Origin of the sequence: Curvibacter microcysteis (assembly GCF_028649455.1) — a bacterium.
GTDB lineage: Bacteria > Pseudomonadota > Gammaproteobacteria > Burkholderiales > Burkholderiaceae_C > Curvibacter > Curvibacter microcysteis.
Genome location: NZ_JAQSIO010000013.1, coordinates 11,819 through 37,754, shown reverse-complemented (window position 1 = coordinate 37,754; position 25,936 = coordinate 11,819). Strand labels below are relative to the sequence as shown.

General features: G+C 67.2%; 21 protein-coding genes. 11 read left to right on the top strand and 10 right to left on the bottom strand.

The window, feature by feature from the left end:
- Positions 1-33 precede the first annotated feature (33 nt).
- Positions 34-1,059, bottom strand: a complete 1,026-nt coding sequence (locus tag PSQ39_RS20675; protein ID WP_273929418.1) for an alpha/beta hydrolase family protein — start codon at positions 1,057-1,059, stop codon at positions 34-36.
- 183 nt (positions 1,060-1,242) lie between these two features.
- Positions 1,243-2,256, bottom strand: coding sequence for a fumarylacetoacetate hydrolase family protein (locus PSQ39_RS20670; RefSeq protein WP_273929416.1), 1,014 nt, complete (start codon positions 2,254-2,256; stop codon positions 1,243-1,245).
- Between the two features lie 118 nt (positions 2,257-2,374).
- Here PSQ39_RS20670 and PSQ39_RS20665 point away from each other — a divergent pair, with 118 nt between their 5' ends.
- The 3 genes from PSQ39_RS20665 to PSQ39_RS20655 all read left to right on the top strand — a co-directional run bounded on the left by PSQ39_RS20665 (position 2,375) and on the right by PSQ39_RS20655 (position 4,765).
- Entirely contained in the window at positions 2,375-3,154 is a 780-nt protein-coding gene (locus PSQ39_RS20665; RefSeq protein ID WP_273929414.1) for an IclR family transcriptional regulator, read from the top strand.
- 55 nt (positions 3,155-3,209) lie between these two features.
- Complete coding sequence (locus tag PSQ39_RS20660) at positions 3,210-4,370, top strand: DUF3108 domain-containing protein (protein ID WP_273929412.1); 1,161 nt, start codon at positions 3,210-3,212, stop codon at positions 4,368-4,370.
- Between the two features lie 110 nt (positions 4,371-4,480).
- Positions 4,481-4,765 carry a BTH_I0359 family protein gene (locus tag PSQ39_RS20655; RefSeq protein WP_273929410.1) on the top strand — a complete coding sequence of 95 codons (285 nt, stop codon included), beginning with the start codon at positions 4,481-4,483 and terminating at the stop codon, positions 4,763-4,765.
- A 14-nt stretch (positions 4,766-4,779) separates the two neighbouring features.
- Here PSQ39_RS20655 and PSQ39_RS20650 read toward each other — a convergent pair whose 3' ends face one another.
- The gene (locus PSQ39_RS20650; protein ID WP_273929408.1) at positions 4,780-5,865 is read right to left on the bottom strand and encodes an AbrB family transcriptional regulator; all 1,086 of its coding nucleotides are present in this window, start codon (positions 5,863-5,865) and stop codon (positions 4,780-4,782) included.
- 58 nt (positions 5,866-5,923) lie between these two features.
- Between PSQ39_RS20650 and PSQ39_RS20645 the strand changes: the two genes are divergently transcribed.
- A complete protein-coding gene (locus PSQ39_RS20645; protein ID WP_273929406.1) occupies positions 5,924-6,793 on the top strand; it encodes a ChaN family lipoprotein in 870 nt (289 codons plus the stop codon).
- Positions 6,794-6,808: 15 nt separating this feature from the next.
- Here PSQ39_RS20645 and PSQ39_RS20640 read toward each other — a convergent pair whose 3' ends face one another.
- Positions 6,809-8,035 carry an ATP-grasp domain-containing protein gene (locus PSQ39_RS20640; protein WP_273929404.1) on the bottom strand — a complete coding sequence of 409 codons (1,227 nt, stop codon included), beginning with the start codon at positions 8,033-8,035 and terminating at the stop codon, positions 6,809-6,811.
- A gap of 177 nt (positions 8,036-8,212) precedes the next feature.
- Between PSQ39_RS20640 and PSQ39_RS20635 the strand changes: the two genes are divergently transcribed.
- Positions 8,213-9,397 (top strand): NAD(P)-binding domain-containing protein, encoded by a 1,185-nt coding sequence (locus PSQ39_RS20635; RefSeq protein ID WP_273929401.1) that lies wholly within the window; start codon positions 8,213-8,215, stop codon positions 9,395-9,397.
- Positions 9,398-9,412: 15 nt separating this feature from the next.
- On the opposite strand, the gene PSQ39_RS20630 is transcribed toward PSQ39_RS20635, so the two are convergent.
- Positions 9,413-9,967: a hemerythrin domain-containing protein gene (locus PSQ39_RS20630; RefSeq protein ID WP_273929399.1), complete on the bottom strand. Its 555-nt coding sequence runs from the start codon at positions 9,965-9,967 to the stop codon at positions 9,413-9,415.
- 66 nt (positions 9,968-10,033) lie between these two features.
- Here PSQ39_RS20630 and purU point away from each other — a divergent pair, with 66 nt between their 5' ends.
- Together purU and PSQ39_RS20620 are read left to right on the top strand one after the other, a co-directional pair.
- On the top strand, positions 10,034-10,882 hold the full coding sequence (gene purU / locus PSQ39_RS20625; protein ID WP_273929397.1) for a formyltetrahydrofolate deformylase: 849 nt from the start codon (positions 10,034-10,036) through the stop codon (positions 10,880-10,882).
- Positions 10,883-10,899: 17 nt separating this feature from the next.
- A complete protein-coding gene (locus PSQ39_RS20620; protein ID WP_273929396.1) occupies positions 10,900-11,793 on the top strand; it encodes a LysR substrate-binding domain-containing protein in 894 nt (297 codons plus the stop codon).
- A gap of 45 nt (positions 11,794-11,838) precedes the next feature.
- Here the strand turns inward: PSQ39_RS20620 and PSQ39_RS20615 are convergent, their stop codons facing one another.
- Positions 11,839-12,927 carry a porin gene (locus PSQ39_RS20615; RefSeq protein WP_273929394.1) on the bottom strand — a complete coding sequence of 363 codons (1,089 nt, stop codon included), beginning with the start codon at positions 12,925-12,927 and terminating at the stop codon, positions 11,839-11,841.
- A gap of 307 nt (positions 12,928-13,234) precedes the next feature.
- Between PSQ39_RS20615 and PSQ39_RS20610 the strand changes: the two genes are divergently transcribed.
- From PSQ39_RS20610 to PSQ39_RS20595, 4 genes are all read left to right on the top strand, one after another.
- Complete coding sequence (locus tag PSQ39_RS20610; protein WP_273929392.1) at positions 13,235-14,926, top strand: long-chain-fatty-acid--CoA ligase; 1,692 nt, start codon at positions 13,235-13,237, stop codon at positions 14,924-14,926.
- 30 nt (positions 14,927-14,956) lie between these two features.
- On the top strand, positions 14,957-15,799 hold the full coding sequence (locus tag PSQ39_RS20605; RefSeq protein WP_273929390.1) for an esterase/lipase family protein: 843 nt from the start codon (positions 14,957-14,959) through the stop codon (positions 15,797-15,799).
- Positions 15,800-15,841: 42 nt separating this feature from the next.
- Positions 15,842-17,521 (top strand): WS/DGAT/MGAT family O-acyltransferase, encoded by a 1,680-nt coding sequence (locus PSQ39_RS20600; RefSeq protein WP_273929389.1) that lies wholly within the window; start codon positions 15,842-15,844, stop codon positions 17,519-17,521.
- A 221-nt stretch (positions 17,522-17,742) separates the two neighbouring features.
- The gene (locus PSQ39_RS20595; protein WP_273929387.1) at positions 17,743-19,245 is read left to right on the top strand and encodes an FAD-linked oxidase C-terminal domain-containing protein; all 1,503 of its coding nucleotides are present in this window, start codon (positions 17,743-17,745) and stop codon (positions 19,243-19,245) included.
- Positions 19,246-19,289: 44 nt separating this feature from the next.
- Here the strand turns inward: PSQ39_RS20595 and ppa are convergent, their stop codons facing one another.
- From ppa to PSQ39_RS20575, 4 genes are all read right to left on the bottom strand, one after another.
- Positions 19,290-19,823: an inorganic diphosphatase gene (gene ppa / locus PSQ39_RS20590; protein ID WP_273929384.1), complete on the bottom strand. Its 534-nt coding sequence runs from the start codon at positions 19,821-19,823 to the stop codon at positions 19,290-19,292.
- 78 nt (positions 19,824-19,901) lie between these two features.
- Positions 19,902-20,834: a transporter gene (locus PSQ39_RS20585; RefSeq protein WP_273929382.1), complete on the bottom strand. Its 933-nt coding sequence runs from the start codon at positions 20,832-20,834 to the stop codon at positions 19,902-19,904.
- A gap of 526 nt (positions 20,835-21,360) precedes the next feature.
- A complete protein-coding gene (locus tag PSQ39_RS20580; RefSeq protein WP_273929379.1) occupies positions 21,361-22,515 on the bottom strand; it encodes an aminotransferase class V-fold PLP-dependent enzyme in 1,155 nt (384 codons plus the stop codon).
- 105 nt (positions 22,516-22,620) lie between these two features.
- Positions 22,621-25,893 (bottom strand): acetyl-CoA carboxylase family protein, encoded by a 3,273-nt coding sequence (locus tag PSQ39_RS20575; RefSeq protein ID WP_273929468.1) that lies wholly within the window; start codon positions 25,891-25,893, stop codon positions 22,621-22,623.
- Positions 25,894-25,936: the final 43 nt, after the last annotated feature.

The following is a 25,936-nucleotide window of genomic DNA, read 5'->3' as shown; positions in this document are numbered from 1 at the left end:
CAAGGCCGCGCCCTGGCCGGGCGCGGCGCCACCTCAGGGCAGGCTGCGGTTGAAGAAGGCGACCACATCCTCGGCCAGACGGGCCTGGAAGGCAGCGCGGTCAAAGCCCGCCGGGTCGGCGCCCGGGTCACCGGCATCCGAGCGCAGCGACTGCAGCGGCGCGGCCATGAACGCAAAGTGCCCGGCCCCCTTCACAGGCTCCGCCTCGGCCCCGGGCACGGCGCCCGCCACGTACTGGCCGTGGTAGCGGCTGTTGAGCACCTCGTCGTGCTCGGCGGTGTAGACCTTCACCGGGCGGCGCACCTGGCCCAGCGCCTCAGGGGCGAACACCACCCCCACCGGCGCCATGACCAGCACAGCCTGCACGCGAGCGTCACCCACTTGCACCGGGCTTTCACGCGGCGCCTCGGCCGGGGCGGCAGACCCTGTGGCGCTCAGTTGGCCCAGTTGGCAAAACCCCGGATCGTCACGCACGGTGCGGCAATGCGCCCCGGCGCGCGCCGGCACGGCCGACCCCACGGCCAGCGCCAGCACGGTGTAGCCGCCCGCCGAGTGGCCCAGGGCGCCGATGCGGCCGGCCGGAATGCGCTCGGCCCAGGCCGGGTCGGCCAGCACGGCGTCCAGCACCCGGCTGGCCTGGCGTGCCCGCTCGCCAAAGTACTGACCCGAACGCACCAGGGCCCGGCTCTGCCAGTCGTCTTGCGGGTGGCGCGGCGCGGCCACCAGATAGCCCTCCTGGGCCAGGCGCGTGGCCAGGTTGTGGTGGCCCAGCTCGCTGCCACCGGTGCCGTGGGACAGCAGGATCAAGCCCTTGAAGCGCGCCACCGCCGGCGCACCGGGCGCCACCACGGGCGACCACGGGCCCATGGGCAGGGCGCGGGCCGGCGCTTCGGTGGGGTAGAACAAGGCGACGGGAATGGGCTCGGGGCCGGCCACCGTCAGGCTGCGAAAACCCGATTGAAAAGCCTGCGCGGAGCCAACGGCGGCCAACAAGGCCAGAGCGCCCAGGGCGCGAGCGGCCGGACGGGCCACGGACATGAGGGTAGCTTGGAACGACATGGGGAACCTCCTGAATTCGTTTGCCAGCCCTCACCCGAGGGCCTTGGAAGCGAATGTAGGAGGCGGGGGCCGAGCCGTCAGGGGCTTTGCGACCAAACCGTGCAGACCCAGCGCGAAACGCTGTTCATCGGCCGTGACATGGCACCGAGGTCGTCCCCGGTCCAGTGCGGGGCTGTGGGCCGTTCAGGCCGCCGACTCGACGATCTTTTGCTCGATGGCCCCGAAGACGCTGCGGCCGTCCGGGCCCTTCATCTCGATGCGAATGGTGTCGCCGAACTTCATGAATGGGGTCACCGGCTGGCCGCTCTGGATGGTTTCGATGCAGCGCTGCTCGGCGATGCAGCTGTAGCCCTTGGGCCAGTGGCTGCGGCCCTGGGCGTCGGTCTCGCCCTGGTTGCTGACGGTGCCGCTGCCGACGATGGAGCCGGCGCGCACGTTGCGGGTCTTGCAGATGTGGGCGATCAGTTGGCCGAAGTGGAAGGTCATCTCCGGGCCGGCGTCGCACAAACCGACCTGACGGCCGTTCCACACCGACTGCAGCGGCAGGTGCAGGCGGCCCTGGTCCCAGGCGCTGCCCAATTCGTCCAGGGTCACGGCCACCGGGCTGAAAGCGGTGGCGGGTTTGCTCTGGAAGAAGCCAAAGCCCTTGGCCAGCTCGGCCGGGATCAGGTTGCGCAAGGACACGTCGTTGACCAGCATCACCAGGCGGATGCCGTCCAGCGCGCGGTCGGCCGGTGTGCCCATGGGCACGTCACCGGTGATGACGGCGATCTCGGCCTCGAAGTCGATGCCAAAGGCCTCGCTGGGCACCACCACGTCGTCGCGCGGGCCGATGAAGTCGTCGCTGCCGCCCTGGTACATCAAGGGGTCGCTGTAGAAGGTGGCGGGCACCTCGGCGTTGCGCGCCTTGCGCACCAGCTCGACGTGGTTCAGGTAGGCCGAGCCATCGGCCCACTGGTAGGCCCGGGGCAGCGGCGCCATGCACTGCTGGGGATCAAACGCAAAAGAATGGCGGGTCTTGCCCTGGTTGAGCTGGTCGTACAGGTCCTGCAGCTGGGGCGAGAGGAAGTTCCAGTCGTCCAACACCTGCTGCAGGCGGCTGGCGATGCCAGTCGCATAATGCGCGGTGCTCAGATCGCGCGAGACGACGACCAGTTGACCGTCACGCGAACCGTCTTTGTAGGTGGCGAGTTTCATGGGAAGCGGGGCTCCAGCAAGGGGTGGCAATCTCGGGCAATGCGTGGATCTGATCCACAACAAATTACGAATAGTTAAATTGGTTTAACTAAACGAAAACCAGCGGATTCTAGTGCAGATGGATAAGACGCGTGCAGGCATTCAATCGGTGGAAGTGGGCTTTGCCCTGCTGGAGGCCCTGACCCGTTCGGCGGGCCCGCTGATGCTGCGTGACCTGGCCGCTGACGCGGGCATGAGCGCGGCCAAGGCGCACCGGTATCTGGTGAGTTTTCAGCGCCTGGGCCTGGTGGTGCAGGACAGCCGCAGCACCCGCTACGACCTGGGCCCGGCGGCCCTGAAGCTGGGCCTGGCCGCGCTGTCGCGGCTGGACGCGGTGCGCCTGGCGCGCGAACGCATGCCCGCCCTGATGGACCGCATCGGCCACACCCTGGCCCTGGCGGTCTGGGGCAACCGGGGGCCCACCCTGGTGCACTGGGAGGAGTCGCCGCTGTCGGTGACCGCCAACCTGCGCCTGGGCGATGTGATGCCCTTGCTGTCCTCGGCCACCGGCCGCTGCTTTGCCGCCCACCTGGCGCCCGAGGCCATCGCCCCCCTGCTGCACGACGAACTGGCCCGCGCCAAGATGCTCAAGCGCACCGACCTGCCCAGCACCGAACCCCAGGTTCAGGCCTTGCTGCAAGAGGTGCGCGAGCGCGGCGCCGCCCGCGTGGTCGACACCTTGCTGCCCGGCATCGTGGCCTTTTGCGCCCCGGTGTTCGACGCCGACGGCCACCTGGTGCTGGGCATCACCACCCTGGGTTCGGCCGCCACCTTGGACGCCGCCTGGGACGGTGCCATCGACGCCCCGCTGCGCGAGGCTGCCCGCCAGTTGTCCGCCGACCTGGGCTACCCGGGCTGAGGCCGGGTGGGCCCCCATGTCGCTGACCCGCTCACCCCCCACCCAGGCTTCTCAGGTGTCCGCGCTGAACGCCCCGCCGCTTCTGGCGCCGACCCCGACCATCGGTCCGTCCCGCACCGTGCTGGGCGCGCTGGTGGCCATGGTGCTGGCCGTGCATGCCCTGTTGCTGTGGGGCGGCGATGCGGTGTTCGGATCGAGCGGCACCGGCAACACCCCCTTGAGCCCGCCCAGCGGCGCCGTCTTGAACACCCGGCGCATCGAGGCCCCGGTGCGCGTGGCCGCTGCGGCCCCAGCCAAACCCCAGACGGCAGCCCCCCGGCCCGCCCCAGCGCGCCGCCCCCGGGTCGCCGCCCCGCCCGCCGCCAACCCAGGCGCCCCTGGCGTGAGCGCTCCGGCGCTGGAGGCGCCCGCCCTGACCAGCACCAGCAGTAGCGACGCGCCGGTCTCGCCCGCAGGCGACAGCGCCCCGGAGGGCCCCAGCACCGAATCCCATGCGCCCTTCATCACGGGCCCCCAGGGCAGCGTGCCGGCGCAGGACAGCGCGGCCAGCCCCCCGCCAGAGCAACGCCCCACCGCCATCAAGGTGCCGCCGCCCATCCGGCTCAGCTACGACGTGCGTGCGGAAGTCAAACGCCTGCCCTACCAGGCCAATGGTGAAATGCGCTGGCGCCACGACGGCCAGCAGTACGAGGCCCAGGCCTCGATCCGCCTGTTCCTGATCGGCAGCCGCAGCCAAAGCAGCCAGGGCAGCCTGACCCCCGCCGGCCTGGCGCCCAGGCGTTTTGGCGACAAGGTGCGCAACGAGCAGGCCGCTCACTTCAACGCCGAGCAGGGCAAGGTCAGCTTCAGCGCCAACACGCCCGACGCCGTGCTGTTGCCCGGCATGCAAGACCGGCTCAGCGTGTTCATGCAACTGGCCTCGCTGGTGGCGGCCGATCCGGCGCAGTACCCGGCCGGCACCCGCATCAGCGTGCCCACGGTGGGCCCGCGCGATGCCGAAACCTGGGTGTTCGCCGTCGACGGCCCCGAGGACCTGCGCTTGAGCCAGGGCCCCATGGCCACGCTCAAGCTCACCCGCGCGCCACGCGCCGAGTTCGACACCCGCGTCGAGCTGTGGCTGGCGCCCGACATCCACTACCTGCCGGCGCGCATCCGCATCACCCAGGCCAACGGCGATTTTGTGGACCAACAGCTCAGTGGCGTGGGCCAACCCTGACCTGCCCCGGCCACGGATCGCCGTGGCGGCCATGCCCACAATTCAGGCATGGATCTTGAAAACAGCCTCGCCATTGCCACTTAACATGGGACTCCAAAGGAAACCACCCCATGCAAATGCTTTATGACTCCGACGCCTTCGTGGTGGTGCACATGTTGGCCGACTCGGGCCTGCCCACCGAAGGCGGCACAGCCCAGGTGCCGCAGCTGGCCCGGCACGGCTTCGAGATCGTGGACAAGCGCTCGGGCAAAGAGGTCTACCTCGACGGCGCCTGGGCGGAAATGTTCCAGCAAATCGTGCTGCGCTGGCAACTCAACGCCCCGACCGAAGAGGAAGTCGAAGACACACTGGAGCGCTACGCCGGCCTGGCCCAGAACCCCGTGCTGGTGCACTGAGGCCCCAGACCGCGTCAAGCCCTGACCGGGGCCCGACCGTACAAACGGTGGAACAGTGGCTCGGCCAACAGCAGCACGGCCACCAGGCGGCACACCTGAAAGGCCGTCACCACGGGCACGCCCAGCTGCAAGACCTTGGCCGTGATGGCCATCTCGGCGATCCCGCCGGGGGAGGTGCCCAGCACCACGGTGGCCGGGTGCAATCCGGTGCACCAGGCCAGCAGGCAGGCAAAGCCGGCACACAGACCAATCATCACCAAGGTCCCCCCCACCACCGACACCAACCAGCGTGGCGCACTGCGCCAAAAACCCGGCGTGAAGCGCACCCCCAGGCTGATGCCGATCACCAGCTGCGCGGCATTCGACATCCAGGGCGGCAGCGCCGACCAGTTCAGCCCGGCCATGGTGAGGCCGCTGGACACCAGCAAAGAGCCCAAAAACCAGGGATTGGCCCGCCCCAGGGCGCGCATCAGCCAGGCGCCCGCCCCCGTGGCCAGGGCCAGGCAGGCCAAGCCGCCCCAGTTCACCTGGCGGCTGACGGGAGGCAGCGCATCCTGTCCATGCAAGCCGCTGAAGGTCAGGGCAAAGGGAATCAGCACCGTGACGATGACCAGGCGCAGGCTGTGCGCCACGGCCACCAGGTCGGTGCGCGCGTGGGCGCGCTCGGCCAGCAAAGTCATCTCAGAGGCGCCGCCAATGGCCGCCGAGAAGTACGTGGTGGCGCGCAGCCGGGGTTCATCCAACTCGGTCAGCTGTGCCCGGTGCCGGTAGGTCAACCACTGGCCAAAGCCCCAACCCAGCAACAGGGCCCACGCCACGCACAGGGCGATGGCCCACCACAGGCTGAGGACCAAGGCCGTGACCTCGGGTGTGAAGTAAAGGCCCAGGGCGGCCGCAATCGTCCACTGGCCCAGGTTGCGCAGCGGGCCGTGGCTGACGGCCGGAGCGCCCGCCATGCAGGCCAAACCCACGGACAGCAAAGGCCCCAGCATCCAAGGCAAGGGGATGTGCAGTTGCGCGAACACCCAGGCCGTCAGCCAGGCCAGCGCAAGGGTGGCCAGCACATGCCAGGGCCGTTGGGGAAGAATAGACAGGCGCATCGAAGGGGGGTGGTCCCGGCGCACCGCCGGGAGCAAGCAGTCGCGCTAGTATCCGCCCATGCCTCACCTGTTTCGACTGCCCCGCCCTCGTGTCGCGGCATGGCTGGCCTGCTTGTTCATCACGGCCGCCCTGCCGGCCTGCTCTGGCCCCCCCCTGCTACCCGCCCGCCAGCTCTCCGCCGTGCTGCCGGCGGACCTGTTGCTGATTGGCGAACAGCATGACGCCCCGTCCCACCACCAGCTGGAGCGCCAGGTGGTTGAGATCCTGGGGGTGCAGGGCCGCCTGGCCGCCCTGGCGCTGGAGATGGTCGAACAAGGCCGCAGCACCGCCGGCCTGCCGCGCAGTGCCAACGAGTCCCAGGTGCGCGCCGCCCTGGTCTGGAACGAACAGGGCTGGCCCTGGGCCGACTACGCGCCGGCCATCATGACGGCGGTGGAGTTTGGCGTGCCCGTGATCGGGGTCAACCTGCCGCGCGACCGCCAACGCGCGGCCATGAAGGACTTCAGTCTGGACCTTCGCCTGCGCCCGGCCGACCTGGAGCGCCAGCGCCAAGCCATCCGCAGCGGCCACTGCGACCTGCTGGCCGAGGCCCAGGTGGCGCCCATGACGCGCATCCAGATCGCACGCGACCTGGCCATGGCCCAGGCCCTGCTCAAGATCGAACGACCGCAAGACCGCACGGTGGTGCTGCTGGCCGGCGCAGGCCATGTGCAGCGCTCGCTGGGCATTCCGGTGCACCTGCCGGAGTCACCGCCCTCCACGCTGCGCGTGAAGTTGCTGATCGCGGCCACCCCGGGCAGCCCCTTGATCCAGGAGTTGAATTCGCCTGATCGCGCGCCTGAGGCCGACCTGCTGTGGGTCAGCCCCCCGGGTCCCGCGCGTGACCACTGCGCGGATTTGCGTCAGAGCATCCTGCCTGCGCCTTGATCCGCGCCGGGCGGCTCAGAGGTCCTGGCTCTCGTGCAGCACGCGCTCGCCGGGCCGGGCCGGGCGCAGGGCGCTGTAGCAGCGGTACGTCCATTGCCGTTGGGGCCAGGCGGGCTCCGACAGGGCCCGCACCAGCGCGGGTTGGTCCGGTGGCACATCGTGGTGACCCAGCACCTGCCCCAAGGGGCGCTGCGGAAACAGGGACACCAGGCCCTCTGGCAGCGGGTGGCGTGGTGCCGGCACAGGCACCCCGCGCAGCTGGGCTGCCAGCGTGGCGGCCAGGCTGGGTTGGCCGGGCCAGGCCATGTGGCCCAGTTGGGTGCTGCGCGGGTTGAACTCGATCAACCAGGGCAGGCCGGTGCCTGCCTCCAGGATGAAATCCAGACCATGGAAACCCGACAGGCGCAGGCGCTGGCACAGCCGGCGTGCCGCCTCGGCCATGTCCTCGTTGTGCATGCGCCGCACCACCGTGGCATGTCCGGTGGCCCCCCGGGTCTCAACCACCGACACCGACACCAGGGCCAGCAGTTCGCCGCGCCAGCACAGCATCAAGGTGTTGGCTGGCTGACCTGGCACATAGCGCTGCAAGGACATCGTGGACGCGCCGGGTTGACGGCGGCTCCACCACGTCAGCGGGTCGCGTTCGATCAGAGATTGGCGCAGCAAAGGGCCCCAGTGGGACTGGCGCGTGAGCGCCTGCCAGGCCGCAGGGCCCTCGCTTTGCGAATGCAGCACCCGCACGCCCGAGCCGCCGCAGCTGAGGTCGCGCTTGAGCACCGCCTGCTCGTGGCCCTCGTCAAACCAGGCCTGGACATCCAGGGGGCCGCGCACCGCACGGGTCTCGGGCACCCGGATGCCCAGGCTGCCCGCCAGACTCAGCAAGGGATGCCGGCCCAGCAGGAACTCATGGCTGGCCATGGGCCCAATGGATTTTTCGATCAGGCCGCGCAAGGCTGGCACCTGGGCACACAGGGTCACCAGCTGCGCCACCACGCCGTCATCGCAGGGCACGATCAGATCGTGGTCCCGGCCTTGGGCCAACGCCGCGCGCAAGCTGCCCAGGGAGTCAAACGGCCGGTAGCGCCAGCAACGCCCCAGGCCCGGCACCCGCAGCACCGGGTGACCGGGCGGCGAGAGCACGTCCACGCGGCAACCGTGCTGCAGCAAGGCCAAGGCCATGCGGGCGGAAGCCGGCCACCATTTGCTGGTGACCAGCAGGACGGCCGGTTTCCTCAAACTCAAAAAAAGTTCTCCGCAGGTGCAAACGCTGGGACCGAATCAGACCACAGCGCCAGGGGGCAGGCATGTAAAAATGCGTTCCCAAAATTATAGAGACCGACGGTTGCCAGATTCGACTCCATGGAGACTGGCTGCGGGCCTGCCCCACCGACGGTGTCGTCGTCCAGCACTGGAGCCAGCATGAGTGAAGCAGTCGTCGATGTCGCCATTGTGGGCGCCGGGCCCTACGGCCTGTCACTGGCCGCCCATTTGACGGGTCGGGGCGTGAAGGTCCGCATCTTCGGCACCCCGATGCGTTTCTGGCGCGAGCACATGCCACGCGGCATGCAGCTCAAGTCCGACGGCTTCGCGTCCAGCCTGTCCGAACCCACTGGCCACTACACGCTCAAGACCTGGTGCGCTGAGAACGGTGAGCCCTATGCCGACATGGGGCTGCCGGTCACACTGGAGCAGTTCTGCGCCTACGGCGAAGCCTTCCAGCGCCGCTGCGTGCCCCAGTTGGAAACCACCGAGGTGCAGCACCTGAGCCGCCACCCGCAAGGATTCGCCCTGAGCCTGGCCAACGGCCACATCGCCCTGGCGCGCCAGGTGGTGGTGGCCACCGGCATCGCCCCCTTTGCCTACCTGCCCGAGCCGCTGCGCGGCCTGCCGCCCCAACACGTCAGCCACAGCGGCCAGCACACCGACCTGAGCCGCTTTGCGGGCCAGACCGTGGCCGTGCTGGGCAGTGGTGCCTCGGCCGGTGACACGGCCGCCTTGCTGCAAGAAGGGGGCGCCCAGGTCACGCTGGCCTCGCGCCGCCCGGTGCGCTTTCACAACCCACCGAACGGCCCGCGCAGCCTGTGGCAGCGACTGCGCCAGCCGGATTCGGGCTTGGGCCCGGGCTGGAAGTCCTACCTGTGTGCGTACGCACCGCGCGTCTTCCATGCCCTGCCGCAATCGCTGCGCCTGCGCGCCGTGGCGCGCCACCTGGGCCCAGCGCCGGGCTGGTTTGTGCGCGACAAGGTGGTGGGCAAGGTCACCCTGAAGCCTGGTCTGAGCTTGCAAAGCGCCCAGGCCGAGGGGGCGCAACTGCGACTGACCTTCCAGCAGGCCGATGGTGCCCGCAGCAGCCTGGTGGTGGACCATGTCATCGCCGCCACCGGCTACCGCACCGATCTGCAGCGCCTGGCCTACATCGACCCCGAACTGCGCGAAGCAGTGCGCACCGTGAACCAGACGCCGGTGCTGGACGGGCATTTCCAAAGCTCGGTGCCAGGCCTGTACTTCATTGGCGCGATGGCGGCCAACAGTTTTGGCCCGCTGCTGCGCTTTGCCTACGGGGCGGACTTCACGGCCAAGCACCTGGCGCGGCACCTGGGCTGAGGCCGGCGCGCAAGGTCAGGCCTCCGGTGGGCGCTGGCCACGCCGCGCCGCCATCTCGCGCCCCATGTGCTGGCGCGCCGGGCGGTCCAGCACGGCCTGGGCGGCGGGGTAAGCCACTTGGTCTTCGCGCCGCAGGTGCTGGCGGTAGAGGGCACAGAAGTCCGCCCACCCCTGGGCCTGCGCAGCGGAGAAGGCGGGCAGCGGGGGCGGCGCCAGACAGGCCTGCAGATCCTGGCGCACCCGCGTCCAGGCCTGCGCCAGCAGGCGGTGTTCGTCGATCAGGGCCTGCGCCAGGGCGGCCAACACCGGATCGGCCCCCGTCAGCAGGGGCGGGAAAACATGCTGTTCCTCGTCCTCGTGGTGCAGCGGCGCCGCCAGATCAAAGTAGCGCAGCACATCGCGTGCGGCCGACTGGGCCGGGCCCGGCTCGCCCTGGGTCTGCAGGTGGGCGCTCAGGCGCTCGAGCAACGCCAGCGTGCGCTCGACGCGCTCGTGGCAGGCGTCGAGCATCTCGAACGGGGACTCAAAGCCCACGGCGGGCGGGGCATGCAAAACCAGGGGAGACACCATCGCAAGGGCTCAGGCAAAGGCCGCGAACAACGGCAGGGGGCCGAGTGCTGCGACAATCCAGGGGTTATGACCAAAGCCTACATTCTCACCCTGTCCTGCCCCGACCGCACGGGGATCGTGCACGCTGTCTCCGGTTTTCTGCTGGAGCAAGGCGGCAACATCGAGGAAGCGGCCCAGTACAACGACCATGACACGGGCCTGTTTTTCATGCGGGTGCAGTTCGCCTGCGACAGCCTGAGCTTTGACGAACTCAAGGCCAAATTGAGCCCGCTGGCCACCGACTTCGGCATGAAGTGGAGCCTTCACGCCACCGCTGAGCCCGTGAAAACCGTGCTGCTGGTCAGCAAGGAAGGCCACTGCCTCAACGACTTGCTGTTCCGCTGGAAGTCGGGCCTGCTGCCGCTGGACATCCGCGCCATCATCAGCAACCACCGCGAGTTCTACCAACTGGCGGCCAGCTACAACGTGCCCTTCCACCACATCCCGGTGACGGCAGCGACCAAGGCCCAGGCCGAGGCCAAGCAGTACGAAATCATCCAGGCCGAAGGCGCTGAACTGGTGGTGCTGGCGCGCTACATGCAAATCCTCAGTGACGACCTGTGCCGCAAGCTGGCCGGCCGCGCCATCAACATCCACCACAGCTTCCTGCCCAGCTTCAAGGGCGCCAAGCCCTACTACCAGGCGCACGACCGCGGCGTGAAGCTGATCGGCGCCACCGCCCACTACGTGACCGCCGACCTCGACGAAGGCCCGATCATCGAGCAGGACGTGGCCCGCGTGGACCACAGCCGCACGGTGGAGGACCTGACCGCCCTGGGCCGCGACACCGAAAGCCAGGTGCTGGCTCGCGCCGTCAAGTGGCACAGTGAGCACCGCGTGCTGCTCAACGGCCACAAGACCGTGATCTTCAAGTAAACCCGGCGCGGCCCGCCATGGACGAACGCAGCAGCCCGGCCAGCGCACAGCGCATTCCGCCGATTCAGTGCCTGCTCACCTTCGAGGCCCTGGCGCGGCTGCGCAGCGTGACCCAGGCAGCCGAAGAGCTGTGTGTGACGCCCAGCGCGGTCAGCCACCGGGTGCGCCAGCTCGAACAGATCATTGGCACCAAGCTGTTCGGGCGGGCCGATTTTTCGCTCACCACCGAAGGCAGCGAGTACCTGGCCCATGTGCGCGAAGGGCTGGACGCGCTGCAAAAATTCCCCGGAGCCCAGGGTCACACGGGCAAGCGCAAACTCAAACTGGCGGTGACGCCGACCTTTGCGCGTTCCATCCTGATCCCGCGCCTGAGGCAGTTCACTGACGCCTACCCCGAGATCGACCTGGCGCTGCATGTTTCCATCCCGCTGCTGGACGTGATCGCCGAGGACGCCGACCTGATCGTGCGCTTTGGCCCGGGCCGCTACGCCGACTTGGAGCACATCAAGCTGGCCGGTGACGATGTGACGCCCCTGGCCTCGCCCACCTTCTTGCGCGAGCATGGCCCGTTTGAACGCCCAGAAGACATCGAAGGCCTGCCCCTGCTGCGCAGCCCCCTGGAGCCCTGGCGCACCTGGTTCGCGGCCCATCACCTGGACTGGCCCGAGCCTGCCGAGGGCTCGCAGTTCAACGACGTGGGCCTGATGTGCGACGCCGCAGCGGCCGGCATGGGCGTGGCCCTGATCCGACTCAAGCTGGGCCGGCCTTGGCTGGAGGCGGGCTCGCTGGTGCGCCTGTACGAACGCGAGGTGCCCAGCCCCCACGCCCACTACCTGTGCTGGCGCACCGGCTCCATGGACCGCTGGGAATGCGCGGCCTTTGCCGAATGGCTGCGCAAGGCCTTGCTCTGAAGCGCTGCCCAACGGGTAGCCCCTCCCTCGCACGCACCGCAGCACTCAAAAGCGGTGGTTGATCCCGATCGAATAGAACAGCAGCGCACGGGCTGAACTGTCGCGGCCGAGCGCGCTGCTGGCCACCGGTTCGGTCAGGTAGCCCCCCGCCAGCGTGTTGCGCGCGGCCAGCCCGTACAGGCTGGTGTGGGACGACAGCAGGTACTCGCCCAACAGCACCAGGGTGACTTTGCGCCCATCGCGCCCCGACACATGATTCAGGCCTGAGCCTTTGTCCAGGTAGTAGGCCGAGCGCCAGATGAAGCGATCCGAGCTCTGCCAGCGCAGACCCAGGCCCCAAATTCGATTGACCCAATCAACGCCTGTGACCGACGGGGTCAGGCGCGAATGGTAATAAGCCACATATGGCCGGACCGCCCCCCAGTTCCAATTCAGCCCCCAGGTCCAGAAGCTGTTGTTGGGCCAGCGATCCGTGCCCGGGGTGGGCACGGTGGCGTTGTAGCGCACATAGGCCAGTCCCACGGTGTAGGCCTGGGGCTGGACATGGCTGAGCTCCCAGGAGTGGCTGGCGCCGCGCGACCGCGCCCCGTCTTGCAGACCCATGCCATAGCTGGCGGCCAAGGTCGTGCCTCGGAGCAAGTGACCCAGCCTCCACTTCACGGCGTTGTCGACCCGGCCGTCATAGCCCTGGTAGGAGTTCAAGCCGTACAGGGCGGTGGGCGACAGGTGCACATTGGCCCCGGCGCGCAACAACACGTCGAAGGAGTACACGATGCGCTCGGTGGCCGCATGGAATTGGCGTCCCAGCGTCAGGCTGGCCCCGGCCTGGTGCTCCCAGCCCAGATAGGCTTGCCGATCAAAGTACCTGTGGCTGCCTGCAAAGGTCTTGCCCGCTTCGCCCGTGGCGGGGTTGAGACTGGACTCCAGGCGGTACACCACCGATTGCCCCACGCCCAAGTCCTCACGCCCATACAGGCCCAGGTAGGAGACCGCCACCGCCGCGGTGTTCAAGTCGGTCAAGCGGCCACCCCCCACTTGGTGATTGCGGTGGTTCAGGCCGTAGCCGATCTGGCCATCGACCTGCAGCCCCTGCGCCTGGGTAGCGCCCCCCGCCCCAGCCACCCACCCAGCCATTGCGATCAAAAGGCCGGTGTACCTCCCGCCACTTGAGCCCATGCATCCCCCTCGCTTTTTGGATCTTCCGCCGTCGTGCGGACCTCAAGCATCCCGCAGTGCGAGAGGTCGAGAACGCCCATTGGGCGGAGAAAAAAGCCGCCTATCTAACGCCGTGACAGTTGCCTACAAACACCCTCAAATTCTTACCGCCGGCTGTGTCCTAGGCGACAAGAAGGCCCTGTCGAGTCGCAGAAATTAAGCCCTCAATGCGGCCTTTCTTTCTACCCCTCAACCCGAGCCGCAGCCCACAACGATGGAGACACCCATGACCACGCATCCCTGGATCAAGTCCTACCCCGAAGGCACACGCTGGGACACACCGCTCGCCCTGGGTCGTGTCGAACGCCTGCTCGAGCGGGCCTGCGACCAATGGCCCAACAAGACCGCGATGAGCTTCATGGGCCGCCTGATCAGCTACCGCGAACTGGGCGCGCTGGTGGACCGCATGGCCGTTGGGTTGCGGTCCCTGGGGGTCGGCCCTGGCGTGCATGTGGGCTTGTTCCTGCCCAACACGCCGCAGTACGTGATCAGCTTCTACGCCATCCTCAAAGCCGGCGGCACGGTGGTCAATTACTCCCCGCTGGATGCGGCCAACACCATTGCCCACAAGATCGAGGACAGTCAGACCCAGGTGCTGATCACGCTGGACTTGAGCAGCCTGTATGACAAGGTCAAATCCCAGTTGGGGTTCCACGGCCTGCGCCATCTGGTGGTGGGGCAGGTGGGTGACTTGTCCGCGGACCCCGGTGCGGTCAACGACCAGTTGCTGAAGGCCGGTCAGCTCAGCATCGTGCACGAGGCGGAAGGCTTGGTGAGATTCAATGAACTGCTGGAACACACCGGCGAACTGAGCGCCTACCCGGACAGCGGTGCGGCCACCGAAATCGCGGTACTGCAGTACACCGGGGGCACCACCGGCTTCCCGAAGGGTGCCATCCTGACCCATGCCAACCTGACCGCCGCCACCGCGCAGGCCACCCACTTCACGGCCATGGGCGGGACCCTGCTCCAGGAAGGCCAGGAGCGCGTCTACGTCGCCCTGCCCATGTTCCACGTCTATGCGATGGTGGTCACGGTGTTGATGGGCACCAACATCGGCGCCGAGCTGGTGTTGATCATGAAGTTCGACCCGCAGCAGGCGCTGCGGGACATCGCTGAAAAACACATCTCCTGCTTCCCGGGTGTGCCCACCATGTTCACCTCGCTGGCCAGCCAACCCAACGTGGCCGACTTCGATCTGCGCAGCCTCAAGACCTGCGGCTCCGGCGGCGCCCCCCTGCCGGTGGAACTGCTGCACCGCTTCGAGGCCCTCAGCGGCTGCATCTTGTCCGAAGGCTGGGGCATGTCGGAGACCAGCGCCTTGGGCACCTTCACCCCCACCACCGGCGTGCGCAAGCCAGGCTCTTGCGGCATTCCCGCCCCTGGCGTGGTGATCGAGTTCCGCGACCTTGACGATGCCAATCGCCCAGCCCCAGCCGGGCAGCCCGGGGAGATCGTGATCTCGGGCCCCAACGTCATGCCCAACTACTGGAGAAAAGAAGCCGAACACAGCGCGTACTTCACCAACGATGGCTTTTTGCGCACCGGCGATGTGGGCACCATGGACGAAGACGGCTTCATCTACATCGTGGACCGCACCAAGGACATGCTGCTGTGCGGCGGCTTCAACGTCTACCCCCGCATCATCGAAGAAGCCATCTACGCCCACCCCCTGGTGCAAGAGGTGATCGTCATCGGCATTGACGACCCCTACCGAGGCCAGTCACCCAAGGCCTTCATCAAGATCAAAGAAGGCGCCAGCGGCCTGAGCTTGAGCGAACTGCAGGCATTCCTGAAAGACCGCCTGGGCAAGCACGAGATGGTCCACGCCATGGAACTGCGCAACGAGCTGCCCAAGACGGCCGTGGGCAAGCTGTCCAAAAAAATGCTGATGGACGAACTGGCCAGCCAGCGCTGAAACAGCCTCTCAACGCGCAAGCCAAGCACCATGTCCACACTTGTGAATCCACCTCTCTGGAGCTTGCCCCGGGCTGCCAGTCAGCTCAGTGGCCGCCCGCCCGCGCTGTTGGCACTGCTGGAAGGCCGGGCCATGCTGGAGTTCCTCAGCATGCCCCTGGCACTGCCCTGGCTGCTGCGGCAACTGCCGCGCGGCGATGGGCATCCCGTGCTGGTTCTGCCTGGCCTGATGGCCAGCGACGCCTCGACCCTGCCCTTGCGCCAATTCCTGGCCCTGCTCGGCTACGACGCCCATGGTTGGGGCCTGGGTTCCAACCTGGGGCCGCGCAGCCACGTCCGCCCGCGGTTGGCGGACAAGCTGCAGCAGCTCTACGACATGGAGCAGCGCAAGGTCAGCATCATCGGTTGGAGCCTGGGCGGGGTCTTTGCGCGCGAGCTGGCGCGCGACCTCCCGGGACTGACCCGCCAGGTGATCAGCCTGGGCAGTCCACTGTACGGCGCGGCCCAGGACTCCAACCCCTTGGTCTGGCAGCTGTTCAAAGCCCTCAACCCTGGCTTCACCAGCCAGCAAGCGGCGCTGGTGCGGGGAAGTACCCCGCCCCCCGTGCCCACCACCTCCATCTACACACGCACCGACAGCGTGGTTGGCTGGGGGGCCTCAGTGGAGTACAGCGGGCCCCGCACGGACAACGTCGAGGTCAACACCGCCAGCCACCTGGGCTTGGGCGTGAACCCGCTGGTTTGGTACGTGATCGGTGACCGCTTGGCGCAGGCGGAAGAGCACTGGACGCACTTCAAACTCCAGGGGCTCACCCGTTGCCTGTACCCAGGCAAACCACCCCTGCGCCCCCAGCCTTCGCCCCCTGAAGCCTGAACACGGCTCAGCCCTCATTTTTCTGATTCCAAAGGAAGTCGTATGGACCACCTCAGCGGCATGGACGCCATTTTTCTCCACCTCGAAGCACCCGAAGTCCCCATGCATGTGGGCTCCTTGATGGTGCTCAACCTGCCAGAAGGCCATGACGACAACTTCGTTGAAGTCGTCAAGCGCCACATCCAGGAGCGCCAGCACCTGGCCCCCCTGCTGACCCGAAAACTGGTCAAGATGCCCTTTGACCTGTCTGACCCCGCCTGGGTCCCGGACGAGCACATCGACTGGGACTACCACGTCCGGGCCATTACCCTGCCCAAGCCCGGCAGCAACACCCAACTGCAGGCCTTGACGGCCCGACTGCACTCGTCCTTGCTGGACCGCAGCCGCCCCCTGTGGGAATTGGCGGTGATCGATGGCCTGCGCAGTGGCCAGGTGGCGATCTACATCAAGGTTCACCATTCCGGCATGGACGGCCAAGCCGGCGTGGCCCTGGGGGCCGCCTTGTTCGACACGACGCCGCAGGGCCGCAAAATCCCCAAGCCGTTGCCCAAGCCCGCAGCACAAGGTGACGGCGTGGGGATGGCCGAGCTGGCGGCCTCCGGCCTCAAACACACGGCCCAACAGTACGTCAAACTGGTCAAGATGCTGCCCGACATGGCCCGCGTCGCGAAGTCGATGCTGGTGCCTCCGCGCGATGCCGATGGTCAGCGCGACTGGTCCCTGCCCAAGAACCTGCAACTGCTGTCGCCGCGCACACCGCTGAACAAAACCATCACCAACCAGCGGGCCTTCGCCGCCCGCACCGTGCCGTTGGCCGAGATGAAGTACGTGGCCAAGGCCTTTGGGGTCACTGTCAATGACGTGGTGATGGCCGCTACGGCGGGCGCCTTGCGTCGCTACCTCAAAGACCTGAACGCCCTGCCCGAGAAGTCCCTGACCGCCGGGGTCCCAGTCAGCCTGCGTGAAGCGGGAGACGGCAGTGCCAACAACCAGGTGAGCGCGGTGGTCATCCCCTTGTCCACTGACGAGGCCGACCCGGTGAAGCGCCTGCACAAGATCCGCGATGCCTCGATCCTGAGCAAAGGATTCATGGGTCGCATCAAGGCGGTCATTCCGACCGACCTGCCGGTGCTGGCAGCGCCCTGGGTGATCTCGGGTCTCGCGGCCATGACGGCGCGCGCGGGCCTGTATGACCGGCTACCGCCCTTCTCCAACGTCGCCATCTCCAATGTGCCGGGTCTGCAGCAGCAGCTCTACTGCGCGGGGGCCGAGGTGGTGTGCAACTACCCGGTGTCGATCGCCTTCCATGGCATGGCACTCAATGTGACCGTGACGAGCTACAACGGGCGCATGGACTACGGGCTCATCGCCTGCCGGCGCACCCTGCCGCAAATCCATGAACTGGCGGACTTCCTGCTCGACGAACACCGCCAGTTGCTGGCAGCGGCACAGGCACTCAACGAGGGCGCGGGACCTGCCGTCACTCGCCAAAGCCAGACCGAAACACGCCCCAGCGAAGCGCGCAGCGACGCAGCGGCCACCGCCCCCCGGCGACGGCCACCGAGCAAAGAGGCGGCCAACGGGGCCGCCAGTCCAGTGAGCACGGCCAGCGTCCCACGGTCACGCCGTTCGGCCCGCCCCAAGGCTGGCAAGGCCGCAGCGGTGCCGGCAGGCGCCAGCGCCGCCGAAGCGCCGTCGGCTGAGGCAGCAGCGGCGGCTTGAGAGCCGGGGGATCTCGGCAGCGTGCGGCACCGGGCCCCTCTACCCAGCGCGGCGGCCCACCCCAAAGCGCTGGTGCCAGCTCAAGCATGCGGCCCTTTTTCACAGAGGGCTGAAAGAAACTTCACGCCGTGGCCCCTGGCTTTTGACTTAAATTACAGCGCTACGCGACCGTGCCCAAGGCACCGCTCGCCCCAGTCCATCGCCCCCTGGAGTGCTGTTTCATGAACGCCCCCCTGTCCGCAGCCAGCCAAGATCACCACCACCGCGCCGAACGTCAGGCCACCGTGGTGCAAGCCTTGCAGTCCGTGCTGCCCGCCCACGCCCTGCTGTGGCACACCGAAGACACCGTGCCTTACGAATGCGATGGCCTCACCGCTTACCGTGAGCGCCCCCTGGTCGTGGCCTTGCCGGAGACCGAGGACGAAGTGCAGGCCGTCCTGAGCACCTGCCACGCCCTCAAAGTGCCGGTGGTGGCCCGCGGCGCTGGCACCGGTCTCTCGGGTGGCGCCATGCCGCACAAGATGGGCGTGACCATGTCGCTCGCCAAATTCAACCAAATCGTGCGCATTGACCCGGCCAGCCGCAGCGCCGTGGTGCAAGGCGGTGTGCGCAACCTGGCCATCAGCGAGGCGGCTGCTCCGTTTGGCCTGTATTACGCGCCCGACCCCAGCAGTCAGATCGCCTGCACCATTGGCGGTAACGTGGCCGAGAATTCTGGCGGTGTGCATTGCCTCAAGTACGGTCTGACCTTGCACAACGTGCTCAAGGTTCGCGGCTTCACCATGGCTGGCGAGCCTGTCGAATTTGGCAGCGACGCACTGGACTGCGCCGGACTGGATCTGCTGTCCGTGGTCGTGGGCAGCGAGGGCATGCTGGCCGTGACCACGGAGGTCACAGTCAAGCTGGTCCCCAAGCCCCAACTGGCGCGTTGCATCATGGCCAGCTTTGACGACATGCGCAAAGCGGGCGACGCCGTGGCCCAGGTCATCGCCGCGGGCATCATCCCGGCGGGCCTGGAAATGATGGACAAGCCCATGACGGCGGCGGTGGAGGACTTTGTCCACGCCGGCTATGACCTGAACGCCGAAGCCATTTTGCTGTGCGAGAGCGACGGCACCCCCGAGGAGGTCGAAGAAGAAATCGGCCGCATGAGCGATGTGCTGCGCCGCTGCGGTGCGACCGCCATCGCGGTCAGCCGCGACGAAGGCGAGCGCCTGCGTTTCTGGAGCGGCCGCAAGAACGCCTTCCCAGCCAGCGGACGGATCAGTCCCGACTACATGTGCATGGACTCCACCATCCCGCGCAAACGCCTGGCGGACATCCTGCTGGCCATTGCCGAGATGGAAAAGAAGTACCAACTGCGCTGCGCCAACGTGTTCCACGCGGGCGACGGCAACCTGCACCCGCTGATCATGTTCGATGCCAACGACGCGGACCAGCTTCACCGCTGTGAGCTGTTCGGCGCCGATATTCTGGAAACCAGTGTCGCCATGGGTGGCACGGTGACGGGCGAGCATGGCGTGGGCATCGAAAAGCTCAACAGCATGTGCGTGCAGTTCAGCCCGGAAGAGCGTGAGCAGATGCTGGGCGTGAAGCACGCGTTCGACCCCCAAGGCCTGCTCAACCCTGGCAAAGTGATTCCCAGCAAAAACCGCTGTGCCGAGTACGGCAAAGAATTGGTGCGAGGCGGGAAGATCAAGCACCCGGATCTGCCCCGCTTCTGAAGCCCCGCCGAGGCGCTGGGCTGGCAGGAGCGCCAGCCTGTGCCCTAAACCGACTCGCGGTAACGGCTCATACCGTCCGCGACCTCCTGCTTGGCGGCGTCCACGCCTTCCCAGCCCAGCACCCTGACCCACTTGCCGGGCTCCAGGTCTTTGTAGTGCTCAAAGAAGTGGGCAATTTGCTTCAGACGCATGGGGTTCACATCGTCGGGCGTTTGCCACTGGGTGTAGATCGGCAGGATCTTGTCGGTGGGCACAGCCAGCACCTTACCGTCTTCGCCCCCTTCATCTTCCATCTTCAAAATGCCGATGGGGCGGCAGGTCACGACCACGCCGGGGATCAGGGGGAAAGGCGTGATCACCAACACATCCACCGGGTCACCGTCTCCACCGAGGGTCTGCGGCACATAGCCATAGTTGGCCGGGTAATGCATGGCGGTTCCCATGAACCGGTCGACAAAAATGGCGCCGGATTCCTTGTCCACCTCGTATTTGATGGGGTCGGCATCCATGGGGATCTCAATGACCACATTGAAGGTGTTTGGAGCGTCGCTGCCCGCTTTGACTCGGTTGAGGCCCATGGCTGATCTTTCGTGTTGGGAGTGAATGCAGGGAGTTGCGGCGCCATCCGATCGAAATAACCGCCCCAATGACTGGACTTAAAACTCTTTACTCATCCGAAGCTGGGTGAAACTACCCGACTTGGCATATTGGGAGTTGGCAGTATTCATGTATTGCAAAGTGAGCGCTGCATCCAGCATGGGCACCTTGGTGGTGAAAAAGGCTCCGAAATTATTCAAACGCAGGCGGTTGGTACCAAGAGGGTTGTCCACGTCATCGTGGTATTGCTGCACCCGCACCCAGTGGACGCCCACGGGGCCCAAGGGGGTGAAATAGCCCGCGGCGGCTTCTAAGCCGGCCCAATTGCCACTGCGAACATGGGTGTCTTGGTTGCGGCTGTTCAAGCCCAGCGAGACCTTGCCAGCCAAGGCCACTTTGGGGGTGGGCAAGTAAACCAATTGCACACCAGGCCGCACAGTGTAAAAGTTGCCCCCACCCACATAAAACGCGGCAGCAGAGTTGTAATTGCCGGTGGGCAATACCAAATTCAGGCCCACCGTTGTGCGGAACTGCTCGGTTCGGTGCGCCCAGCTGGCCAGTACCTCCACATCGCCCAAACCCGCCAACTCACCATTTTGGCCCGCCGCTGCTGCACTGAGTTCTTGCTGGTAGGCCGCATTGAATTGCTGGGCAACACCATTCTGCACCGCGGCACTGGGAGCCCCTTGGGTCGGCCAATGCAAGGCAGGGGCGGTCCCCACGTTGCGCACGTTTTGCTTCATGGTCGCGTATGGGATGTTCAAGCCAAACACCAAACGTCCCCCGGCATATTCCCCGGTGGTGGCATATGCCGCCCCCAGGTTCCACATGTTCATGGACCCGGTACCAATCACCGCGACTTGGCTGCTGCCAAACGTGGGATTCAGTGCTGCATTATTCGACAAAGGCAGATGACCACCTGGCATGGTGGCCCGGAAATCACCGCCATCCCCGCCAGTCGTTCGGCTGATATTGATGTGGGTGAGGGCCATGCCCCCGACCCATCCCGACAAATCAGGAGGAGCGAACATTTCACCCCCTAAAGAGCCCGCAATGTTGTACCGCACCTGAAAGCCCTCAGCCGCCAGGGCGGCTGTGCCTGAAAGCGCGCACCCGCACACCATGACCCAAGACAGACTTGAAAACCGTAAGCGCCCCATAAACACCTCAGCCGGATGAATTCGCCATTGATTTGAAGACCCTCTGGGCAGCCCCAGAAAGACACCCTGGCTGAAAATGTACGGGGAGGTGAATGTGAAAGTGTTATTTCAAATACTGCAATTATTGCAAGGACGTTACACCATGAAATAACAAGCCAGATTCATGGATCAGTGGTGATTATTAAGGAGCGGGTGGCGAGAAAGCTGACACGCCTTCATCAGGATTTACACCCCATGAAAAAGGGCCTGCGAACAGGCCCTGAAAACACGCGAAAACAGCACTGTTTTTCATCGGCTTGGGGGCGGCGACACCAGGAGCTGGTGGGCCAGGCCCAGCCAAGCCGACCCGCGGCCTGGATCAGGCGCTGACGGCCTCACGCGCGGGGTAGCCCACCTCGTCCAACGCAGCGGCCAAATGGGCCACGGTGCGGTCGATGTGCTGCCACTTGTCCAAACCAAACAGGCCGATGCGGAAAGTGCGGAAGTCGGCGCCTTCATCGCACTGCAAGGGCACGCCGGCGGCGGTTTGGAGACCCGCCGCGCGGAATTTCTGGCTCGACTGGATGTCCGGGTCTTCGGTATAGCTGACTACCACACCCGGGGCCTGGAAGCCTGGCGCGGCCACACTGGGAATGCCGCGCGACTCGAACAGGCCACGCACGGCCCGACCCAACGCCCACTGGGCCTCGCGCATGCGGGCAAAGCCCAGGGCACGGGTCTCTTGCATGGTGTCGCGCAGACGCAGCAGGGCGTCGGTGGGCATGGTCGTGTGGTAGGCGTGGCTGCCGTTTTCGTAGCTTTCGGCAATCTGCAACCACTTCTTCAAGTCGCAAGCAAAGCTGGTGCTGGTGGTGCCCTCGATCGCCGTGCGGGCGCGCTCGGACAACATGACCATCGCGCAGGCCGGCGAGCCACTCCAGCCTTTTTGCGGGGCGGAAATCAGCAGATCCACCCCGGTGTCCTTCATGTTGACCCAGACCGCGCCAGAGGCGATGCAGTCCAGCACAAACAGGCCGCCCACCTCGTGCACCGCGTCAGCCACGGCCTTGAGGTAATCGTCGGGCAGGATCATGCCGCTGGCGGTTTCAACGTGGGGTGCGAAGACCACGGCGGGTCGCTCGGTGCGGATGGTGGCCAGCACCTGTTCGATGGGTGCGGGGGCCCAGGGCGCTTGAGGCCCCGAACCTGTGCGGCGGGCCTTGAGCACGGTGACGTCCTGGCTGATGCCACCCATCTCCAGGATTTGCGACCAGCGGAAGCTGAACCAGCCGTTGCGCAGGATCAGGACCTTTTGGCCGGTGGCGAACTGGCGCGCCACGGACTCCATGCCGAAGGTGCCGCTGCCGGGCACCAGCACGGCGCTGTGTGCGCCGTAGACTTCCTTGAGCATGTCGCCGATGTCGAGCATGACGCTGCGAAAGCGCGCGGACATGTGGTTGAGGGCGCGGTCGGTGTAGACCACCGAGAATTCGAGCAGACCGTCGGGGTCCACCTGGGGCAAAAGTCCGGGCATGTTGTCTCTCTCAGTCAAATCCCGGTGCCTGGGGCACGCCGTCCGCACCCGCGCTGGCCCGGGGCTGATCACTTTAGCACGCAGCCCTTCCCACTCGAACCGGGCTTACCAGGTGTCCACAAAGCGCGACACGGTGCGCGGCTGCCGCGCCGCCGAGTCCAGCCCGCGCACCAGCCAGGAGCGGGTGTCGGCCGGGTCAATGACGGCGTCGATCTCCAAGGTCGCCGCCATGTTCATCGCCTCGCCATTGGCGTACTGCTGGGCCACCAGTTGCTGGAACAAGGCGTCGCGCTCGGGTCCGGCGGCCACGGCTTCCAGTTCCTTGCGGTAGCCCAGGCGCACCGCCCCCTCCAGGCCCATGGCGCCGAACTCGCCGCTCGGCCAGGCCACGGTGAACACGGGCGCATCGAAGCCGCCAGCCGTCATGGCCTGGGCGCCCAAGCCATAGCCCTTGCGCAAGACCACGGCAAAGAATGGCACGCTGAGGTGGGCCGCCACCACGAACAAGCGGCACACATGGCGCACCTGGGCCTGGGCCTCGATGTCAGGGCCGACCATGAAGCCCGGGGTGTCCGTCAGGGAGACGATGGGCAGACCATGTGCGTTGCACAGCTGCATGAAGCGCGCCGCCTTGTCGGCCGCCGCCACGTCGATGGCACCGCCCAGGTGCTGGGGGTTGTTGGCGATCACGCCCACGGGACGGCCCTCGATGCGGGCCAGCGCGGTGACCATGCCAGCCCCGAAGCCAGCGCGCAGCTCCAGCAGCGAGCCCTCATCCACCAGGCCGCGCATCACCTCACGCACCTCGTAGACACGCAGCCGGTTCTCGGGAATGGCGTGGCGCAGCAGGCGCTGATCGGCAGCCTGCCAGTGCGCGACCGGTCCTTGGAAGTAACTCAGGTAGCGCTGGGCCACGGCCACAGCTTCGACCTCATCGCGCACCAGCACGTCGATCACGCCATTGGCTGACTGCACGGGGCTGGGGCCGATCTGCTCGGGACTGAAGCGGCCCAGGCCGCCGCCTTCGATCATGGCGGGCCCGCTCATGCCGATGTTGCTGGCCTCGGTGGCGATGATCACGTCAGCGCAGCCCAACAAGGCCGCGTTGCCGGCAAAGCAGCGCCCGTGCACGATGCCCACCACCGGGACCTGGCCCGACAGCGCGGCGAACTGGCTGAAGGTGTGGTTGTTCAAGCCGGCCACGATGGGCATGTCGGTGTCGCCCGGCCGGCCCCCGCCGCCTTCCGCAAACAGCACCACCGGCAGGCGCAGCTGGTGGGCCAGCGCCAGCAGGCGGTCGGTCTTCTGGTGGTTGCGCAGGCCCTGGGTACCGGCCAGCACGGTGTAGTCATAGGCCAGCACGGCAGCGCGCGAGCGCTGCGGCCCAAAGTCCGCCGCGTTGATGGTGCCCAGGCCGGTGAGCAGGCCATCGGCGGGGGTGTTGGCGACCAGGTCCTCCAGGCTGCGGCGCCGGGTCTGGGCGGCAATGGCCAAGGCGCCGTACTCGATGAAGCTGCCTTCGTCACACAGCTGGGCGATGTTCTCGCGCGCCGTGCGCCCGCCTTGCGCGTGGCGCTTGGCCACGGCCGCGGGGCGCTGTGCGTCCAGGGTGAAAGCATGGCGGTCGAGCACGCGCTGCAGGTCGGGGCGGATGTGCGCCGGGTCCAAGGCGGCCTCGGTGCGGGTCGGCGCCAGCTCGCCGGCCACCGCCTCCAGGCGCAGCAAGGCCTGGCCTTCAAGCACATAAGCCCCCGCTTCGGCCAGCAAGGCCAGCACGCGGCTGGCCTGGGGGGCCTGCAGCACATGCTCCATCTTCATGGCTTCCAGCACGGCCAGCGGCGCGCCCGCCGGCACCACGTCGCCCACGGCCACCAGGCTTTGCACCAGGCGGGCAGGCATGGGGGCGCAGACCGCGTCTTCGGGCGCGGCCACGCGCACGGCCGCCGTGACCGCGGCCTGCGGCGCGCGCGCCTGGCGCTGTGCGGCCAGGGCCTCGGCGGCTTGCAGCAGCTCGGGCAAGAGGGGCTCCAGCCAGCGTGTGTGCACCGCCTGACTGGCCATTTCGGGCCGGGCGGCCAGGGCCTGCAACAGGTCCAGGTTGTGGGCCACGCCTTCGATGCGGCACTCGGCCAGCGCGCGCTGCGAGCGGCGCAGCACGTCGGCAAACGACGCGCTGCGGCCGCTGACAATGAGCTTGGCCAGCAGGGTGTCGTAATGCGGCGAGGGACGGGCCCCGGTCACGCCATGGCTGTCCACCCGGATGCCGGGGCCGCTGGGCAGGTCAAAGCGCGTCAGGGTGCCGTGGCCTGGGCGGGACTGGCCCTGGGCGTCGAGGGTTTCGGCGTTGATGCGCCACTGGATAGCAAAGCCTTGGGGCTGCGGTGCTTGCAAGGGGTTCAGGCCCAGCTCGCTCAGGCGGCGGCCGGCGGCCAGGGCGATCTGCAGCTGCACCAAGTCCAGGCCGGTGACCTCTTCGGTCACCGTGTGTTCAACCTGCAAACGCGGGTTGGCTTCGATGAAGACAAAGGGCAGCTCGCTGCTGTCCAGGTCGACCAAAAACTCAAAAGTACCCAGGCCCTGGTAGCGCAGCTCGCGCGCCAGCCGCAGGGCGGCATCGATGAGGGACTGGCGCAGCAGCGAGCCCAGGCTGGGGCTGGGCGCGATCTCGACCAGCTTCTGAAAGCGACGCTGGAGGCTGCACTCGCGCTCGCCCAAGGCCATGACCTCGTGGCCATCGCCCAACACCTGGATCTCGATGTGGCGGGCGCTTGGCATCAGGCGCTCGACGTACACGCCCTCCACGCCAAAGGCGGCCAGCGCCTCGGAGCGGCAGCGGTCCCAGGCGTCGGGCAGGTCGGCCGCATTCAGCACGGCGCGCATGCCGCGCCCACCGCCACCACCAATGGCCTTGACCATCACCCCCGCGCGCCCCTGCGCGGCGAAGAAGGCCTGCGCGGCCTCCAGGGTGACGGCGCCGGCACTGCCGGGCATCAGGGGCAGGCCGCAACGCTGGGCCAGCGCGCGGGCGCGCGCCTTGTCGCCCAGCAGGCTGAGCTGCTCGACCGTGGGGCCGATGAAGCGCAGACCCGACTGGGCGCAGGCCTCGGCGAAATCCGCGCGTTCGCTGAGAAAGCCATAGCCCGGGTGCACCGCATCACAGCCGTGCGCGCGGGCCAGGGCCAGCAGAGCGGGGACATCGAGGTAGGCCGAGGGGCCGGTGGCGCCCAGGGCCGTTGACTCGGTGGCGGCGCTGACATGGGGGGCGCCCGCGTCGTCTTGGGCATAGACGGCCAGGCTGGCAATGCCCAGGTCGTGCAGAGCGCGCACGATGCGCAAGGCCACCTCACCGCGGTTGGCAACCAGAACTTTGGAAAACAGGGGCTTGGACACAGGTTCTTCCGGCGGCCGCAGCCGCAAGGTG

Coding starts and splice junctions, on each gene's coding strand:
- PSQ39_RS20675 (WP_273929418.1), bottom strand. CDS start 1,059: ATGTCGTTCCAAGCTACCCTCATGTCCGTGGCCCGTCCGGCCGCTCGC.
- PSQ39_RS20670 (WP_273929416.1), bottom strand. CDS start 2,256: ATGAAACTCGCCACCTACAAAGACGGTTCGCGTGACGGTCAACTGGTC.
- PSQ39_RS20665 (WP_273929414.1), top strand. CDS start 2,375: ATGGATAAGACGCGTGCAGGCATTCAATCGGTGGAAGTGGGCTTTGCC.
- PSQ39_RS20655 (WP_273929410.1), top strand. CDS start 4,481: ATGCAAATGCTTTATGACTCCGACGCCTTCGTGGTGGTGCACATGTTG.
- PSQ39_RS20650 (WP_273929408.1), bottom strand. CDS start 5,865: ATGCGCCTGTCTATTCTTCCCCAACGGCCCTGGCATGTGCTGGCCACC.
- PSQ39_RS20645 (WP_273929406.1), top strand. CDS start 5,924: ATGCCTCACCTGTTTCGACTGCCCCGCCCTCGTGTCGCGGCATGGCTG.
- PSQ39_RS20635 (WP_273929401.1), top strand. CDS start 8,213: ATGAGTGAAGCAGTCGTCGATGTCGCCATTGTGGGCGCCGGGCCCTAC.
- PSQ39_RS20630 (WP_273929399.1), bottom strand. CDS start 9,967: ATGGTGTCTCCCCTGGTTTTGCATGCCCCGCCCGCCGTGGGCTTTGAG.
- purU (WP_273929397.1), top strand. CDS start 10,034: ATGACCAAAGCCTACATTCTCACCCTGTCCTGCCCCGACCGCACGGGG.
- PSQ39_RS20620 (WP_273929396.1), top strand. CDS start 10,900: ATGGACGAACGCAGCAGCCCGGCCAGCGCACAGCGCATTCCGCCGATT.
- PSQ39_RS20615 (WP_273929394.1), bottom strand. CDS start 12,927: ATGGCTGGGTGGGTGGCTGGGGCGGGGGGCGCTACCCAGGCGCAGGGG.
- PSQ39_RS20610 (WP_273929392.1), top strand. CDS start 13,235: ATGACCACGCATCCCTGGATCAAGTCCTACCCCGAAGGCACACGCTGG.
- PSQ39_RS20605 (WP_273929390.1), top strand. CDS start 14,957: ATGTCCACACTTGTGAATCCACCTCTCTGGAGCTTGCCCCGGGCTGCC.
- PSQ39_RS20600 (WP_273929389.1), top strand. CDS start 15,842: ATGGACCACCTCAGCGGCATGGACGCCATTTTTCTCCACCTCGAAGCA.
- PSQ39_RS20595 (WP_273929387.1), top strand. CDS start 17,743: ATGAACGCCCCCCTGTCCGCAGCCAGCCAAGATCACCACCACCGCGCC.
- ppa (WP_273929384.1), bottom strand. CDS start 19,823: ATGGGCCTCAACCGAGTCAAAGCGGGCAGCGACGCTCCAAACACCTTC.
- PSQ39_RS20585 (WP_273929382.1), bottom strand. CDS start 20,834: ATGGCCCTCACCCACATCAATATCAGCCGAACGACTGGCGGGGATGGC.
- PSQ39_RS20580 (WP_273929379.1), bottom strand. CDS start 22,515: ATGCCCGGACTTTTGCCCCAGGTGGACCCCGACGGTCTGCTCGAATTC.